This window comes from Pseudonocardia sp. WMMC193 (assembly GCF_021728735.1).
Lineage (GTDB): Bacteria > Actinomycetota > Actinomycetes > Mycobacteriales > Pseudonocardiaceae > Pseudonocardia > Pseudonocardia oroxyli.
Map to the genome: position 1 here is coordinate 36,952 of NZ_JAKKDO010000001.1, position 16,883 is coordinate 53,834.

Consider the following 16,883-nt stretch of genomic DNA (forward strand, 5'->3'; position numbering starts at 1 on the left):
TCGCCGAAGATCGGGCGGATATAGCTGAGTAGCCTCCTGAGCTGCGGACGGTGGTTGCGCGGGGGAGGTCGCGGTTGGCGACGCAGGTGTTCTCGGACGAGGAGCTGGAGCGGCTGCGGGGGTTCCCGGAGATCGGCCGGGAGGAGTTGTTCCGGTTCTTCACGTTGGCGCCGGCGGATGTCGCCTTTGTCGACCCGGGCCGGGGCCGCGGACCGGCGGACCGGTTGGGCTTGTCGGTGGCGTTGTGCACGTTGCCGTGGTTGGGGTTCGTGCCCGACGACGTCGCCGCCGCTCCGTCAGTGGCGGTGGCCCGGCTGGCTGACCAGCTCGGCGTCGATCCGGGCGTGCTGCGGCACTACGGCCGGCGGGCGAAGACCCGCACTGAGCATCTACGCCTGGTAGCGCAGTTCCGCGGCTGGCGGGTGCCGACGTCGCTGGAGTTCAAGGAGTTAGACGAGTTCCTGTTGGCGCGGGCGATGGAGCACGACTCGCCGACGTTGTTGTTCCGGTTGGCGTGTGAGTACTTGATCTCGGTACAGGTGATCCGGCCGGGCCCGGTGACGGTGCTGGAGCGGGTCGCACACGCCCGCGCAGAAGCTCAACGAGAGACCTACGACCGGCTCGCGCACGAGTTCACGGAGCAGCGCTGTGCCGGGCTCGACGGGCTGCTGGTGGTCGATCCCGCGGTCGGGATGACCCGGCTGCGATGGCTGAGCACCGCCCCGGTCGAGGCCTCCCCGGCCGGGATCAAGGCTGAGGTCACGAAGCTGGAGTTCCTGCGCGGGCTGGGCGCCGAAGCCCTGGATCTGTCGGTGCTGCCGGCCGAGCGGTGCCGCTTCCTGGCCACGGTCGGGCGCCGGCTGACCGCGCAAGCCCTCGAGCGGCGGGAGCCGCAGCGCCGCTACCCGATCCTGCTGACGCTGCTGGCCCAGTCCGCAACCGACGTGCTCGACGAGGTTGTGAGCCTGTTCGACCAGGCGGTGTCGGCGCGCGAGGGCAAGGCCGAGCGAACGATGCGTAACGCGCTGGCCGAACGGGGCAAGGCGGGCGAGGACCGCCAGGCGCTGCTCGACGAGCTGCTGGCCGTCATCGCCGACACTACGATTGCCGACGAGGACATCGGCAGCGTGCTCCGGGGTGAACGGATCGGATGGACACGAATCCGGGCGGCGATGGCCCAAGCCGTTCCCCGCCTTCCCCGCGATCACGGCCACCTCGGCGCGCTCGACGTGTCGTCCTACGGGTACTTGCGGCAGTTCACCCCGCAGGTCCTGGCCGCGGTGGAGTTCGCAGGCGGCACCGCGGCGGCCGAGCTGCTCGCGGCGGTGGAGATCCTGCGCGGGCTCAACGCCACCGGCGCCCGCCGGGTCCCGGCCGGTGCCCTGACGGGATTCGTGCCCACGCGCTGGCGCGGCTACCTCGACGCGGCCCACGCATCGGGGAACACCAGCGCCTACCGGCACTTCTGGGAGCTGTGCACCCTGCTCGGGCTCCGCGACGGGCTGCGCACCGGGGACGTGTACGTGCCCGGCTCGCGCCGCTACGCCGACCCCGCCGCCTACCTGCTCACCGCCGATCAGTGGTCGTTGCAGCGCGCGTCGTTCTGCGGGCTCGTCGGCAAGTCCGCCGACCCGGCGGTCGCGCTGGCCGCGGTCGGCGACGAGCTGTCCGGCGCGCTCGGCGAGCTCGAGCAGGTCCTGGCCGCCGGTGGCGGCCCGGTCCGTCTCGACGATGCCGGCGAGCTGGTGATCTCTCCGCTGACCGCGGAGGACATTCCCGGTGAGGCGGTCGCGCTCAAGGCCGAGCTGACCGACATGCTGCCGTTCGCGCCGATCGTGTCGCTGTTGATCGAGCTGGACGGGCGGATCGGGTTGTTGGACTGCTTCACCCACGCCGGCGGGAAGCAGACCCGTTCTCCGGAGTTGAAGCGGAACCTGATCGCGGTGCTGCTGAGCCACTCCACCAACCTGGGGCTGACCCGGATGGCGGATGCGTGCGGGATCTCCTACGACATCCTGGCCTGGACCGCCGAGTGGTACGTGCGCGAGGAGACGCTGCGCGCGGCGAACCTCGCGATCATCGACCACCACCAGCGGATGCCCCTGGCCGAGGTGTTCGGCACCGGCACCCTGTCCTCCTCGGACGGGCAACGGTTCCCGGTGCGGGGCAAGACGACGACCGGGCGGGAGATGACCATCCACGGCGGGCAGGTCCTCTCGACCTACACCCACGTCACCGACCAGCACACCACCTACGGCACGAAGATCATCGTCGCGACCAAGCGCGAGGCCCACTACGTGCTCGACGAGATCCTCGGCAACGCCACCGACACCCCGATCACCGAGCACGCCACCGACACCCACGGCGTCACCCTGGTCAACTTCGGCCTGTTCGACCTGCTCGGCCTGCAGCTCTCGCCCCGGATCCGGGACCTGGGCAAGATCACGCTGCACCGGATCGCCGCGAAGGCCCGCGCCGAGACCGACTACCCCCACGTCGGGCCGCTGCTCACCCGGCGGGTGAACGTCGAGCTGATCGCCGAGCACTGGGACGACCTGCTGCGCCTGGCCGGGTCGCTGAAGTTCGGGCACGCCACCGCGTCGCTGATCGTCGGGAACTCTCGGCGTCGTCTCGGCAGAACGCGCTGGCCGCCGCGCTCAAGGAGTACGGGGCGCTGCGGCGCACGATCTACGCCGCCCGCTACCTGTCCGACCCGACCTACCGGCGCAGGATCTCTCGTCAGCTCAACAAGGGCGAGTCGCTGCACGCGCTCAAGCGCGACCTGCTCTACGCCCACGAGGGAACCGTGCGTGCCCGACAGCTGCAGGCCCAGACCGAGCAGGCGTGGTGTCTCACCCTGGTCACCAACGCCGTCGTGGCCTGGACGACCGAGTACTACGGCCTGGCGGTGGAGTCGATGCGCGCGGCGGGCCGGCGCATCGACGATGAGGTGCTCGCGCACATCTCGCCGGCGCACAGCGAGAACATCAACTTCTTCGGCACGATCGACGTCGACATCGATGGCGAGCTGGCCCAGCTCGACCCCACCGGGTACCGGCCGCTGCGCGTGCGCGACACCCTGTTCTGATCGTTCACAAGCCGGGCGCAGCCAGCCGAGCAGCGAGTCCAAAAGTGTGCCGTAAGCCGATCGCTTTGCGGGACGCTCAGTGAACGCTGGCGGTCACGCGGCGGGGTCCTCCTGACCGCCAGAACCAGAGCCAGCCGTGACGGAGTCGCAATGCGACTTGACCGCGGCCGCGCGCCCGGACGTCTCCAGGCGTCGCGGGTTCACTGACCGGGGAACGTGTCGATTCGGTGCTCCAGGCGCACGACAATCAGGGGCGACGGCGCGTCGTCCGAACTCTCGCCGAACTCGTCGATGATCCGGTCGGCGAGCGGCTGCAGGAACACCTGCCCCAGCTGCCTGATCATGATCGTCAGGACCTGCTCGCCGATCGTGCTGCGCTGTGAGGCGAGGCCACGGCGGCGCAGCTCGCCCACCTGGTCCGCGGCCAGCGCGCTGAGCTTGCTGACGAGGTCGCCGCGTTCGCCGTGCGGGTCCAAGACCGCGCGCCGCAGGTAGTCCACGACGGCCGGGCTCTCCGCGAGCATGGCGGCCACGGCACGGTCGCGGGCCGCGGCCACATCCGCACCCGAGCCGTCCGCCGGCGCGGACAGGATCGCGTCGGCGAACCGGTCGACGATGTCGAGCTCGACCGCCTCACGCAGCGCTTCCTTCGTGCCGAAGTGGTGGACGATCAGCCCGACCGTGACCCCCACCCGGGCCGCGACGGCGCGCATCGGCGTGCCCGCCACCCCGCGCTCCGCGAACAGCTCCAGCGCGGCGTGACGGATCCGTGCCCGGGCCGTGAGGTCCTCGGTCCGGCGCGGCCGCGATCGCTCGCTCATGTCGCCAACCGGGCTTGCACCGTCACGGCACGCATAGTACGACCCCGCCCCTTGTGTCGATCACACCGCGAACTATACGCTTCACCTAGGTTACTGTACGTATGTATAGTCATTTTCGAGGATGGGAGACGACGTGGACCGAGGGGCGGCCGCGCCGCTGGACGGCGTGCGCGTGGTGTCGCTGGCGGTGAACGTCCCGGGCCCGGTGGCCGCGGCACGGCTCGCCGACCTCGGCGCCGACGTCGTCAAGGTGGAGCCGCCGGCCGGGGACGCGTTGCAGGTCGCGGCGCCTGGTTGGTACCGCGAGCTGACCGCCCGGCAGCAGGTCGTGCCCCTCGACCTGCGCGACGCGCCCGACCGCGAGCGGCTCGAGCAGCGGCTCGCGACGGCCGACGTCCTGCTCACCGCGATGCGCCCGGCGGCACTGGACCGGCTGGGCCTGCGCGAGAGCGTGAGCCGTCACCGGCTGGTGCACGTCGAGATCGTCGGCTACGACGGCGAGCGCGCCGGCGAGGCCGGGCACGACCTGACCTACCAGGCCGCGCACGGCACGCTGCAGCCGCCGGCAGTCCCAACCGTCCCGGTCGCGGACCTCCTCGGCGGGGAGCGGGCCGCCCTCGCCGCCGTCGCTGGTCTGCGCCTGCGTGATCGCAGCGGTGCCGCGGTGCACCAGCCGGTCGTGCTCGACCGGGTCGCCCGGGACGCGGCCGCCGGCGTGCGGCACGGGCTGACCGGGCCCGGCGACGTGCTCGGCGGGGGGAGCCCCGGGTACGGGATCTACCCGACGACCGACGGATACGTCGCCGTCGGCGCGGTCGAGCCGCACTTCGTCGCGCGGCTGGGTGACGCCGTCGGCCGCACCCGTACCGAGCTCGCCGCGCGGTTCGCCACGGCGGACAGCACGCACTGGCAGGAGCTCGGCAACGAGCTCGACATCCCGATCGTCTCGGTCGGGCCCACCGTCGACGACACCCTCCAGGAGATGCGATGACCACCCTCGCCGGCGTCCTCGCCCGCACCGCCCGCCGCTGTCCCGACCGGGTCGCCGTGCAGTTCGGCGACGTGGCGCTCACCTACGCCGAGCTGGACCGCGCGGTGGACGAGCTGGCGGCCGAGCTGGCCGGGCGTGGTCTCGAGCAGGGCGACCGCATGCTCCTGCTGGCCGGCAACAGCGACGCGTTCGTCGTCGCCGTCTACGCCGGACTCCGCCTGGACGCGATCGTGGTGCCGATCAACCCGCGCTCGGCACCGACGGAGATCGACTACCTGGTCACCGACACCGGGGCCCGGCTCCTGCTGTTCGGGCCCGAGGTCGCCGACGGCGTCCGGGCGTGGCACTCGCTGCCCGACCGGACGGGCGACGCGGAGCCGCTGGCGCTGGGCACCGTCGAGGGATACGAGGACGTCCGCGCGGCCGCCCGGGACCACGCCGCCCGGCCCACCCACGTCGAGGTCTCCGAGGACGACGACGCTCTGATCATCTACACGTCCGGGACCACCGGGCGGCCCAAGGGGGCACTGTTCGACCATCGCCGGGTGCTGTGGGTCGGGATCAACTCCAGCATCGGCATGGGTCTGCGGGACGGGGAGCGGATGCTGCACGTCGCACCGCTGTACCACTCGGCGAGCCTCAACATGCTGCTACTGAACGGGGTGATGCTCGGAGCGACCCACGTGATCCTCCCGGCGTTCGAACCGGCCACGGTGGCCGACACCCTCGCCCGCGAGCGGATCACGTTCTTCTTCGGCGTCCCGACGATGTACACCCACCTGCTGCGGCTGCCGGACCTCGCCGCTCGCGATCTCTCGCGCCTGCGGATCTGCCTCTACGGCGCCGCACCGATGCCCGCCCGCACCGCCGAGGCCCTGGTCGCAGCGCTGCCCGACGCCTGGATCGTGCAGGCGTGCGGCCAGACCGAGGGCGGCCCGGGCGGCATCCTGCTGCACCACGACGACGTCGTCGCGCGCCCGGAGGCCAGCGGTCGGGTCGCGGTGCCCAACACCGAGGTGCGGATCGTCGACCCGAGCGGGAACGACGTCGAGCCGGGCACCGTCGGCGAGATGATCATGCGCGGCGAGTCGATGATGAAGGGCTACTGGCGCAAGCCGGAGGCGACCGCCGAGACCGTGCGCGACGGATGGGTCCACACCGGCGACCTCGCCCGGATCGACGAGGACGGCTACATCACCCTCGTCGACCGCCTGAAGGACCTCATCATCACCGGCGGGGCCAACGTCTACTCCGCGGAGGTGGAGGGTGTCCTCGCCGCACACCCCGCGGTCGGCGACCTGGCCGTCGTCGGGCGCCGGAGCGAGGAGTACGGCGAGATCGCCGTCGCCGTCGTCGACCTCGCCCCGGGCGCCACGCTCACGCTCGACGAGCTGCGCGAGTACGGCCGCACGCATCTCAGCGGCTACAAGCTCCCGCGGGAGCTCACGATCGGCGCCGTGCCGCGCAACCCGTCCGGCAAGATCCTCAAGCACCGGCTCCGGGGGGCCCTGGATGGCTGAGGAACGTGAAGGATTCCCGCACCCGCTGACAGGAGACGCCGCATGACCCGAGAAGCCGTGATCGTCGACGCCGTCCGCACCCCGGTCGGCAAGCGCGGCGGGCAGCTGCGCGACTGGCACCCGGTCGACCTGCTCGCGCACACCCTCACCCACCTCGTCGACCGCACCGGCGTGGCCCCGGACTCGCTGGCCGACGTGATCGTGGGCTGCGCCCTGCAACGCGGCGAGCAGACCGGCAACGTCGCCCGCACCGCGCTGCTCGGCGCCGGGCTGCCGATCGGTCTGCCCGGCACCACCCTGGACCGGCAGTGCGGCTCCGGTCAGCAGTCGGTCCATTTCGCGGCGCAGGGCGTGCGCTCCGGCGAGTACGACGTCGCGATCGGCGCCGGTGTCGAGTCGATGTCGCGGGTCGATCTCGGTCCGCTGTTCGACCCGAGCGGGCCGCGGGGCGAGTGGTACGGCGAGCGGGCGCTCGCCCGGTTCGAGGGCAACCTGCCTGCCCAGGGTCCGTCCGCCGAGCTGGTCGTCGCCAAGTGGGGCTACACCCGCGACCAGCTCGACGACTTCGCCGTCCGCAGCCACCAGCGGGCCGCCGCGGCGACCGACGCCGGGCACTTCGCGGCGCAGCTCGTGCCGCTGGAGGGCGTCGACGGCCCGATGACCCGCGACGAGGGCATCCGCGCCGCGCCCGACCGGCAGCGGATGGCCACGTTGACGCCGGTCTTCGACCCGGCGGGCGCGATCACCGCCGCGAACTCGTCCCAGATCAGCGACGGCGCCGCCGCGCTGCTCGTCGCCGACCGGTCGTACGCGGAGGCGGTGGGCCTGCGGGCGCGGGCGCGGATCGTGTCGATGGCGGTCGCCGCCGACGACCCGGTTCTGCAGTTCACCGCGATCCTCGCCGCCACCCGCGCCGCGCTCGACCGGGCCGGGCTGACGATCGTTGACATCGACCTGGCCGAGGTCAACGAGGCGTTCGCGCCCGTCCCGATGCTCTGGCGCGACGAGTTCGGCTACCCGGACGACCAGCTCAACGTGAACGGCGGCTCGATCGCGATCGGCCACCCGCTCGGCTCGACCGGCGGACGCCTGCTCACCCAGCTCCTCGACGAGCTGGAGCGTCGCGAGGCCCGCTACGGCCTACTCACCGTCTGCGAAGCCGCCGGCATGGCCAACGCCACCGTCATCGAACGCCTCCCCTGACCCCACCCGCGCACCGACGAAGGAGTCCCTCGTGCCGGCACCCACCCGCACCGTCGTGACCGGATACCCGTCCACGATGGGCGACGACGTCCAGCTCAACACCACCACCCTGATCCGGCACGCCGCCCGGACCCACGGCGACCGCGAGATCGTCTACCGGCTCCCGGACGGCGGCTGGGGCCGCTACACCTACGCCGACGCCTACGACCGCATCGTGCGCGGGGCGAACGCCCTGGCCGGCCTCGGCGCCGGCCCGGCCACCCGGGTCGGCATCCTCGACTGGAACAGCCGCCGTCACTACGAGCTCTACTGGGCGATCCCCGGTCTCGGGTCGGTGATGGTGCAGCTCAACCTGCGCCTGGGGCCCGAGGACCTCTCCTTCGTCGTCGCCGACAGCGGGACCTCGATCGTCTGCGTGGACGAGACGCTGCTGCCGGTCGCCGAGGCCGTGGCCCCGATGCTGCCCGACGTCACCGCGTGGGTCGTGCTGACGGACAAGCCGCTCGACCAGATCAGCACGACGCTGCCGAACGTGCACCACTACGAGGACCTCGTCGCTGCCGCGGCGCCCCGGATCGACTGGCCGGAGATCGACGAACGCTCCGCCTACGGCGCCTGCTACACGACCGGCACCACCGGCCGGCCGAAGGGCGTCTACTACTCGCACCGCGCGATCTGCCTGCACTCCTTCTCGCTCGCCACGAACATCGGCATGACCCTCGACGACTGCACGATGCTGATCACGCCGATGTTCCACGGACAGGCCTGGGGCCTGCCGCAGGCGGCCACCCTGACCGCCAACAAGATCGTCTTGCCGGGCCGGTACACGGCCGAGGACACCAGGCCGCTCACCGACGCGCTGATCGCCGAGGACGTGACCGTCACCAACGGTGCTCCCGCGATCTTCGGGCCGATGCTGGACTACATCCGCTCGCTCGAGGACAAGCCCGACCTGGGACGGCTGCGGATGATGTCGGGCGCGACCGAGCCGCCGCTGTCGTTGATGCGCGGCTTCGCCGAGCTGACCGGCGCGGAGATCGTGCACGCCTACGGCGCGACCGAGACCACGCCGCTGGTCACCATGAACCGGTACAAGCCGGGCGTGCGTGCCCGGCTGTCCGGTGACGACCTGCTCGAGCTCAAGCGCAAGCAGGGGCTCCCCGCCACCCTGGTCGACGTCCGGCTCGTCGACGCGGCCGGCGAGGACGTCCCGCACGACGGCGTCGCCCAGGGCGAGATCTGTGTGCGCGGCCCGTGGATCACCACGCGCTATCACAACATGGCCGATGCCGACGACCGTTTCACGGGCGGCTGGTGGCGCAGCGGCGACGTCGGCACGATCGACCCGGACGGCTACCTCAAGGTCACCGACCGGCTCAAGGACGTGATCAAGAGCGGCGGCGAGTGGATCTCCTCCATCGACATGGAGAACCTGCTGGCCGGCCACCCCGCCGTCGCCCAGGCGGCGGTCGTCGGGCTGCCGCACCCCAAGTGGCAGGAGCGGCCGTTCGTGCTCATCGTCCCGACCCCCGGGCACGAGGTGACGCTCGCGGACCTGCATGCGCACCTGTCGTCGGCGTTCGCGTCCTGGCAGCTGCCGGAGTCCTTCATCACGGTCAGCGAGATCCCCCGCACCAGCGTCGGCAAGTGCGACAAGAAGACCATCCGCACGACGTGGGCCGGTCACTACGGCGGTACCGATGACTGAGCAGCCCACCGAGACCCTGGTCTCCGCCGAGCGGCACGGCCCGGTCGCACTGCTCACGCTGGAGCACGTCGGGTCCTACAACGCGCTCGGCCGCGACCTGGTCGCCGAGCTGACCGGCCGGCTCACCGACGCGGCCGCCGACCCGGATGTGCGCGTCGTGGTCGTCACCGGCGCCGGCCCGGCGTTCTGCGCCGGCGCCGACATCGCCGAGGTCCCGGCCATGATCGGCGCCGCGCCGACCGACGAGCTGCCGTTCGACCGGCTCTTCGACGTCCTCACCGACTACCCGACACCGACGGTCGCGGCCGTGCGCGGCATCGCGTACGGCGGCGGGTGCGAGCTGGCGTTGGCCTGCGACATCGCGATCGCCGGCCATTCGGCCCGGTTCGCCGTCCCCGAGGTCAAGCTCGGGGTCATTCCCGGGGCCGGTGGCACGCAGCGGCTCGTGCACGCCGTCGGCAAGGCCAAGGCGATGCGCATGCTGCTGTCCGGCGACGCGGTCGACGCCGCATGGGCCTGCGACGCCGGGCTGGTCGCCGACGTGGTCGACGATGACGAGGTCGTCCCGGCCGCGATCGGGCTGGCCCGCCGCATCGCCGGGAACGCGCCGCGCGCCGTGGCACTCGCCGCGGACGCCGCCCGCCGAGCCCACGACCAGCCGCTGCGGGAAGGGCTGGCGACCGAACGCCACAACTTCCTGCGCGCGCTCGGCACCGACGACGCCCGCGAGGGGCTGTCCGCCTTCACCGCGGGCCGCACACCAGCCTTCACCGGCCGATGAGAGGGAGCATCCGATGATTCTCGACGACTACCGCGCCCCCTGGGCCACCCAGGAGCTCGACGACCTCCGCGGGCTCGCCCGCACCTTCATCGCGAAGGAGGTCGTGCCGAACCAGGAGCGCTGGGCGGCGGCGCACATGGTCGACCGCGAGTTCTGGCGGGCCGCCGGCCGGGCCGGGCTGCTCTGCATCAGCATCCCCGAGGAGTACGGCGGCGGCGGCGCGACGTTCGCCCATGAGGCCGTCATCGCCGAGGAGCAGGCCCGCGTCGGTGACGACGCCTGGGCCAACATGGTCCACAGCACGATCGTCGCGCACTACATCAACGCGTTCGGTACCGAGGAGCAGAAGCAGCGCTGGCTGCCCGGCATGGCCTCCGGTGACCTCGTCGGCGCGATCGCCATGACCGAACCCGGAACCGGCTCGGACCTCCAAAGCGTCCGCACCCGCGCCCGCCGCGACGGCGACCACTATGTGATCGACGGTGCCAAGACGTTCATCTCCAACGGCACCCACTGCGACCTGCTGGTCGTCGTCGCCCGCACCGGGGACGACGAGGGCGGCAAGGGGCTGTCCCTCATCGTCGCCGAGACCGAGGGCCTGGAGGGCTTCGAGCGCGGCCGCGTGCTGGACAAGATCGGCCAGCACGGCCAGGACACCCGGGAGCTGTTCTTCTCCGGCATGCGGGTCCCGGCGGGCAACCTGCTCGGCACCCAGGGACGCGGCTTCGCACAGCTGATGCAGCAACTGCCGCAGGAACGACTGATCATCGCGGTGGCCGGCGCCGCGGCCGCCACCGCGGCAGTCCGCGAGACGATCGCCTACGTGAAGGAGCGGGAGGCGTTCGGTCAGAACCTGATGAGCTTCCAGAACACCCGCTTCGTGCTCGCCGAGTGCGCCACCGACGCGACGGCCGCCCGCAGCATGGTCGACGGGTTCATCCCCCGCCACATGGCGGGCGAGCTGGACGCCGCGTCCGCTTCGATGGCGAAGTTCTTCTGCACCGACGTGCAGAACAACGTCGTCGACCGCTGCCTGCAGCTGTTCGGCGGGTACGGCTACATGAACGAGTACCCGATCGCGCGCATGTTCACCTCGGCCCGCGTGCAGAAGATCTACGGCGGCACCAACGAGATCATGAAGGAGCTTGTTGCCCGGTCCCTGTGAGAAGGCCGTCCACCAGATGGAGCGTCGATATCCCACGAGAGGAACCCCTACCGGGACACCCCCGCCCCGGCCAGCGCCGAAGCATCGGCCCAGTACGAGGTGTCCCGTAAGCCTGGTTCGGTGAATAGTTCCGGTGAGGGGGCCATAACCGGCAGACTGCCCCGGTGACCGGACTGCTGATCGGCTACGCCCGCTGCTCCACCGACGCCCAGGACCTCACCGCTCAACGCGACGCCCTCACCGCGCTCGGCGTCGCGACCGAGCGGATCTACGTCGACCACGGCCTCACCGGCACGAACCGCGCCCGGCCCGGGCTACGCGAAGCCCTTGCCGCATGCCGCGCCGGCGACACCCTCGTGGTCACGAAGCTTGATCGCCTCGCCCGCTCGGTGCCCGACGCCCGTGCGATCGCCGACGAGCTCACTGCCGGCGAGATCAAGCTCTGCATCGGCGGCTCGGTGCACGACCCCACCGACCCAATCGGCCGACTGCTGTTCAACGCACTCGCCATGATCGCCGAGTTCGAGGCCGATCTCGTCAGGATGAGGACACGAGAGGGTATGAAGGTCGCCAAAGCCAAGGGCCGGCTGCGCGGCAAGCAGCCCAAGCTCTCGCCGCGGCAGGAAGCGCACCTCGTCTCACTCCACGCCGCCGGCGAGCACACCATCAGCGAGCTCGAGGAGCTCTTCTCCGTCACCCGCTCCACGGTCTACCGAGCGCTCTCCCGCGCTCGCGCGAAGGTGGTCTGATCCGACCGGCTCGGCCGTTACCTTGCACTTCGGGCCGTCGCCGACTGCGGTCTCCCGCGCAACCACCATCCGCAGCTCAAGAGGCTACTCAGCTATATCCGCCCGATTTTCGGCGAGTACTACGGCGACCCCCAGCTCGCCGCGAAGTCTCGCTGACCCTCGATCGCGCGTTTCGCCGCTTGAAGGTGCCGACGACCCTCGGCGAGACGGTGACCGAGGTCCCCATCGCCACCGTCCGGGATCGCGCCGTCAAGACTGCTGAGGGCAGCCTCAACCATGCTCATGACCGTGAGCATGGTGCTCTCGAGCGTGTCACCGGGAGGGGAGGAGGACTGCGGGGCCGGTTGCTCGGCGGGGTCGCTCAGGCCCTCATCTGAGGCCGCACAACCCGTCGTCGCGTGATCGTTGTTGGAAACCGGGTTTCCAACGCCACTCCCCCGTGTCTCGCCTGTCTCCTGGACGGCCTCAGATCCGGCACCCTGTTCCGTCGCGGCCTCAGACTCGGAGGCCTGGCCTTGAGCCTGAGGTTCGACTCGTGGCGTGGGAGCCACCTTGGCGAAGGGCGGCCCACCAGCCAGTCGCATGCGCTGCTCGTCCTCGGGCAGACCACCGAGTTCGCGCGCCTGCTTCGTGTTGAGCCCCCCGTCGCGCAGGAGCGCCTGAAACTCCGGAAGGAGTTGGAGCAACACGACGCGCTGCTTGACGTAGGTGTGGGACTTGCCGATGGCCGCCCCCACCGACCGGAGGGTCTCGCCCTCCCGCTCAAGGCGGCGCTGAAGCTGGGAAGCTTCGAGAAGTGGCGGCAGATCCTTCCGATGGATGTTCTCGATCAAGATGCGGTCGTCGAGATCCTCGGCGGACTTGATGTCCTCGATGACCCTGACGTCGAAGTGGGGCTGTTCGGCAAGCACTGCCGCGGCGCGCCGTCGGTTGCCGATGATCACGACCCAGGGTGCATCGTTGAGGAGCCCCTCGCGGTCCGGATAAACACGCAGGTACTCGTCCAGGGAAGCGATCAGCGCGGGCTGGAGCTGGCCCACCCGTCGCATGGACTCGGCGAGCTCCATCAGCTCGGGATCGTCGTCGTCATACCGCGGATTGCGTGGGTTCGCCTGGACGTCGGACAGCGGGACCCGAGTCGGGGTCGCCATGCGGCTGCGAAGCGCGTCGTGTGCAGCCGCGCTCCTTGAGCTTGCGCTCGGCCGGCGGCTCTCCATCGCGGCGAAGTCCTTCTTCCTGGACATTCGTCAGTCACTCCCCTGCGAGTTCTGGGCATCCGCTGACAGCGACTCCAGCGGCGGCAGACCGGTCCACTCGTGCTCAGAACTCAGCCCCGCCGCGACGTCCAGGCGAGTGGCGATGCGGCGATAGGCGTCTGAGATCGAATGAGAGGGCTTGTAGTCGACGACTGTGGCTCCCGACAGCCAGGCTTCCTCAACCACCGCGGCGAGCGGCAGATGCGCGAGGATGGGAAGCGCCGGGATGCCGGGAGCAGGGTTGCCGTAGCCCTCCAGCTCCTCCATCTTGAACTTCGCAATGCCAGAGAGCGGGCGGCGATAGATGCCCGGGACCAGGCCGTACAGCTCGCGGCGCGGCAGCCGCATCTCCTCCTCGATCACAGCGATCTGCTCGATGAGCAAGCGGAGTGCCCTAAGGCTGGTGTTGTTCGGCTGGACGGGGATGACCAGTCCGTCGGCCGCCACGAGTGCGTTGTCGGTGAGGATGTCGAGTGAGGGCGGGCAGTCGATCAGCACGTGGTCGTACGTGCCCTCCGGCAGCCCCTCAAGCAACCGGGCCAGGCGGGACTCGGGCATCCGGGTCCGACCGTAGAGCTCCCTGACCACCAAGAACATGGCGACGCTGGTGGGGATGAGGTCGAGTTGGCCTCCGCTCGTGTGAGGCTTCCGTCGAAGGATGAGGTCCTCGACTGGACCTTCGTACTTGCCGACCAGGGCGTGCGCCAGGTTCGGCAGGTCGGGATCGACCTCGTCCTCTCCAAGGGCCTCTGTCGTGAGGTGCCCCTGAGCGTCCAGGTCGATGAGGAGGACTCGCCGACCACGTTCTGCGAGTGCACCGCCAGTGCCGACGGTGAGACCCGTCTTCCCGACCCCGCCCTTCTGGTTGAGGATCGCGGTGATGCGGGGGAGTGGCGAAGCGGCGTGCGAGGGGCGAGATTCCACAGGTCTACCTCTGTGAGTCGTCGTCGGAGAAGACGCGCTGGTCAAGAAGCCAACGCCGCCAGTAGGCCACTCGGTCTGCGTCGGGTTTGAACTCGGTGGGCCAGCCGTCAGCCGCAATCTGGCGAAGAACGTCACGAACTCGACTGCGGCCCACACGCGTGCGGGAGTTGATCCGAGCCAGGTGTGGATCGACGACGGCGTGCATCGCCCGAGCAGTCTGGTCAAGAGTAAACGGGATGGGTCTGTAGACCACGAGGACCTCGTCCCCGTGCTCGTCGCGCCTCGCGACCAGCGCACTTTCCCTCATGGACACCTCGAACAGCGCTAGTCGGGTAAGTACCGGGAACTGTACCGGCTAGCTCGGCGAGTCCCGTCGGGGACACGCCGGCTCGTTACTGAGTGCCGAGGTGCACGAATGGAGCAAGTCTGTGCCTGGAAACCGGGTTTCCAAGCCCATCAGCCCATGAAGGCTGAGCGAGGAGGCTGCCTGAAGTGGGTTGACCAGCTAGAGGTCGAACATATGTTCGTATACCGTGCCTCTCGTGTCCGAGTACTTGAGTCCTGCCGCCGCCGAGAAGCACCTCCTGGTCGCCGCTGCTGCGGAGCTGCGACACCTTGCCCAGCAGGGCGCATACGCGGGACTCCGCGGACGGGATGTGGGCTTCTCGTTCGCCGCGGCGCTCGACTGCCTTGTGCAGGGCAGAGACCCCAGGCGAGACCTGGTGAAGGGTGCCGAGCGTCTGGTCTATGGACCTGATGGCCCGAACGATCCGCGTGCCAGCCGCTCGAAGGGACTCGGTAACTACTAGGAAGCGTCCCGAGGCCTCGGCGGTTAGTAACTGCGGCGGCCGCGTGGTGTCTTGGAAACCGGGTTTCCAAGACACCGCATGGAGGAATGGCTCCTGCGGGGTGCGCGACCAGCGGTTTCGTCCCCCGGGAGCCGTCAGTCGACGGTCAACGCCGGAACTGTGTCGCGAAAGTGGCGGCAGCGAGGCCAGCCGCACACAGGGCAGGTCGGGATGTCGCGCGGCAGGGGAGTGTCCTCAGCGGGAGACCAGGCCACGCCTGGCACCTCAGAGAGAGGCCGATCCTCGACAGCCTCATCGACCTGCGAGGCGTCGACGAAGTAGCCGAGCTCACGAAGCTCCATCGCCATTCGGGGCGACACCATCCCTGACACCTCGCCAGCGGTCACCGACGGACCGTAGCAGCGCATCAAACGCGGCACGGGAAGTATGAGCGCAAGCCAGTGGAGGACCTGTGGGCGGAGTCCTGAGCCGCCGACAAGATCATCGTGCACCGCCGGGATAGGTAGAGAACAGCTCGGACCAGCGCGCGAGGGCCTCCTGGAGCGGATGGCTGTCCTCGAGCGCGCGAACCTCAGGCGAGGAAGAGAGGGCCGCCAGCGCAAACCGGACCAGCTGAAGAGCCCCTGGAGTGCTGGCGCCTTCGCGCAGGTCACGACCCACTTCCGCCAGCCAGTCTGCGGCCTCCTCATCGGCCAGGTGGACATGGGCGACGCCGACCGCGGCCGCCGACCGGATCTGAGTCTGATTCCGGGCGATCCACTCCAGCTCGTCTCCTTGTTGTCGCTGGTCCGGTGCGCTCGCGCCCGTGGAGACGACGGCAGGCTGACCTCGTAGCCGAGCGACCTTCTCCTGGCCCGCTCTGCGACGGTCGTGCACTCCCTGGCGGCTTCGAATGCCGAGCCGTTGGCCGACCAGGCGAGGGGGGACTCCAAGTCGCTCTGCCTGCTCCAAGAGCCAGAGCTCGATCGTCTCTCCCGACCACCACAGGAAGAGCCGAAGTTCGAGACCATCGAGCACGTCAGCTTCCCGGACCCACGCTGGGACGCCCTGGCTGTACCTCCGCAGGTAGTCGAGTACTTCCATGGGGGCGTCCGACAAGCGCCACGCGTTCGGGTCGTCGATACGGCGGCGCCGCTCCACTATCCGTTCGATCGCAGCATCGGCCTGCTCGGCGCTCACGGAAGGCGGTATGGCCACCGTCAGATTTTCTCTGACGCGCCCGGGGAAGGGCCACATGGATCTCCGCTGGTCCGGACAGGTGGCCCACGCGTTACGCGCGGCGCTGTCTGCCGGAAGCGACGAGAGGAGCGTCCTCAAACGGACATAGCGGACCGAACTCTCTCCGGGAGTCGCCGTCCTGCATCCAAGCCGCTGGTCGCGGCATGGTCTGGCCAAGGAGGGACGGGTGTGCACACTGAGGTGGAGTGGGCCAGTTCCTCGGCTTGGACCTGAACCCGTCCAGCTCGCAGCGGCACGAACTCTCGCAGGGCCGCTGATCCGGGTCTCGCATGAAGGTGGCCGTGCCCTCAGCGTGGCGAGGTCAGGGACCTGGCCGGCGACGATGTAGATGGCGCTCCGGGCGACGGCCCCCGCACGGTCGATCTAGCGCTGATGGAACCGCATTAGGCGAGGGTCACGTCCACGCCCGATTCGACGCTGTGGCGCCCCCCGGTTGCGATCCATCAGCTCACGGAACAGGTGCTGATGCATGCCTGCGTCGAGGCGAGCCCGGTCCCCGAGGCCCCCTCGCGCACGCGTGCGCGCACGTCGCGTGTGGCCCCGGGGGAAGGGCTTCCAGAGTGCGAGAAATTTCCCGCTGCCGTCGTCAGTAGGCCGCAGGCAAGAGACGCTGACACGAGAGAGGCCGC

General features: G+C 70.2%; 12 protein-coding genes and 1 pseudogene. 9 read left to right on the plus strand and 4 right to left on the minus strand.

Annotation, left to right across the window (positions count from 1 at the left end; all coding sequences use genetic code 11):
- Window positions 1–86 precede the first annotated feature (86 nt).
- Window positions 87–3,088, plus strand: a pseudogene (locus L3X23_RS00170) (Tn3 family transposase).
- Between the two features lie 200 nt (window positions 3,089–3,288).
- On the opposite strand, the gene L3X23_RS00175 reads toward L3X23_RS00170, so the two are convergent.
- Entirely contained in the window at window positions 3,289–3,909 is a 621-nt protein-coding gene (locus tag L3X23_RS00175; RefSeq protein ID WP_161152140.1) for a TetR/AcrR family transcriptional regulator, read from the minus strand.
- A 133-nt stretch (window positions 3,910–4,042) separates the two neighbouring features.
- On the opposite strand from L3X23_RS00175, the gene L3X23_RS00180 reads away from it, so the two are divergent.
- The 7 genes from L3X23_RS00180 to L3X23_RS00210 all read left to right on the plus strand — a co-directional run bounded on the left by L3X23_RS00180 (window position 4,043) and on the right by L3X23_RS00210 (window position 12,026).
- Entirely contained in the window at window positions 4,043–4,900 is an 858-nt protein-coding gene (locus L3X23_RS00180) for a CoA transferase (RefSeq protein ID WP_202417230.1), read from the plus strand.
- Window positions 4,897–6,420 (plus strand): class I adenylate-forming enzyme family protein, encoded by a 1,524-nt coding sequence (locus L3X23_RS00185; RefSeq protein ID WP_161152138.1) that lies wholly within the window; start codon window positions 4,897–4,899, stop codon window positions 6,418–6,420. The genes L3X23_RS00180 and L3X23_RS00185 overlap by 4 nt, the downstream gene beginning before the upstream one ends.
- Window positions 6,421–6,462: 42 nt before the next feature.
- On the plus strand, window positions 6,463–7,623 hold the full coding sequence (locus tag L3X23_RS00190; RefSeq protein WP_161152137.1) for a thiolase family protein: 1,161 nt from the start codon (window positions 6,463–6,465) through the stop codon (window positions 7,621–7,623).
- Between the two features lie 31 nt (window positions 7,624–7,654).
- The gene (locus L3X23_RS00195; RefSeq protein WP_224404173.1) at window positions 7,655–9,331 is read left to right on the plus strand and encodes a long-chain-fatty-acid--CoA ligase; all 1,677 of its coding nucleotides are present in this window, start codon (window positions 7,655–7,657) and stop codon (window positions 9,329–9,331) included.
- Entirely contained in the window at window positions 9,324–10,112 is a 789-nt protein-coding gene (locus L3X23_RS00200; RefSeq protein ID WP_161152136.1) for an enoyl-CoA hydratase/isomerase family protein, read from the plus strand. Before L3X23_RS00195 ends, L3X23_RS00200 begins: the two co-directional genes overlap by 8 nt.
- A gap of 13 nt (window positions 10,113–10,125) precedes the next feature.
- Window positions 10,126–11,277 carry an acyl-CoA dehydrogenase family protein gene (locus L3X23_RS00205; RefSeq protein ID WP_161152135.1) on the plus strand — a complete coding sequence of 384 codons (1,152 nt, stop codon included), beginning with the start codon at window positions 10,126–10,128 and terminating at the stop codon, window positions 11,275–11,277.
- Window positions 11,278–11,441: 164 nt separating this feature from the next.
- The gene (locus tag L3X23_RS00210) at window positions 11,442–12,026 is read left to right on the plus strand and encodes a recombinase family protein (RefSeq protein WP_010227564.1); all 585 of its coding nucleotides are present in this window, start codon (window positions 11,442–11,444) and stop codon (window positions 12,024–12,026) included.
- A gap of 119 nt (window positions 12,027–12,145) precedes the next feature.
- Here the strand turns inward: L3X23_RS00210 and L3X23_RS00215 are convergent, their stop codons facing one another.
- Both L3X23_RS00215 and L3X23_RS00220 read right to left on the minus strand, forming a co-directional pair.
- The gene (locus L3X23_RS00215) at window positions 12,146–13,270 is read right to left on the minus strand and encodes a ParB/RepB/Spo0J family partition protein (protein ID WP_237189998.1); all 1,125 of its coding nucleotides are present in this window, start codon (window positions 13,268–13,270) and stop codon (window positions 12,146–12,148) included.
- A 3-nt stretch (window positions 13,271–13,273) separates the two neighbouring features.
- Window positions 13,274–14,206, minus strand: a complete 933-nt coding sequence (locus L3X23_RS00220) for a ParA family protein (RefSeq protein ID WP_237189999.1) — start codon at window positions 14,204–14,206, stop codon at window positions 13,274–13,276.
- Window positions 14,207–14,748: 542 nt separating this feature from the next.
- Between L3X23_RS00220 and L3X23_RS00225 the strand changes: the two genes are divergently transcribed.
- Window positions 14,749–15,015 carry a hypothetical protein gene (locus tag L3X23_RS00225; RefSeq protein WP_237190000.1) on the plus strand — a complete coding sequence of 89 codons (267 nt, stop codon included), beginning with the start codon at window positions 14,749–14,751 and terminating at the stop codon, window positions 15,013–15,015.
- Window positions 15,016–15,495: 480 nt separating this feature from the next.
- Here the strand turns inward: L3X23_RS00225 and L3X23_RS00230 are convergent, their stop codons facing one another.
- On the minus strand, window positions 15,496–16,194 hold the full coding sequence (locus tag L3X23_RS00230; RefSeq protein ID WP_237190001.1) for a hypothetical protein: 699 nt from the start codon (window positions 16,192–16,194) through the stop codon (window positions 15,496–15,498).
- Window positions 16,195–16,883 lie beyond the last annotated feature (689 nt).

Bases quoted from the DNA above. Each gene is read 5' to 3' on its own strand.
- L3X23_RS00200 (WP_161152136.1), top strand. From the start codon at position 9,324: ATGACTGAGCAGCCCACCGAGACCCTGGTCTCCGCCGAGCGGCACGGC.
- L3X23_RS00190 (WP_161152137.1), top strand. From the start codon at position 6,463: ATGACCCGAGAAGCCGTGATCGTCGACGCCGTCCGCACCCCGGTCGGC.
- L3X23_RS00185 (WP_161152138.1), top strand. From the start codon at position 4,897: ATGACCACCCTCGCCGGCGTCCTCGCCCGCACCGCCCGCCGCTGTCCC.
- L3X23_RS00215 (WP_237189998.1), bottom strand. From the start codon at position 13,270: ATGTCCAGGAAGAAGGACTTCGCCGCGATGGAGAGCCGCCGGCCGAGC.
- L3X23_RS00205 (WP_161152135.1), top strand. From the start codon at position 10,126: ATGATTCTCGACGACTACCGCGCCCCCTGGGCCACCCAGGAGCTCGAC.
- L3X23_RS00175 (WP_161152140.1), bottom strand. From the start codon at position 3,909: ATGAGCGAGCGATCGCGGCCGCGCCGGACCGAGGACCTCACGGCCCGG.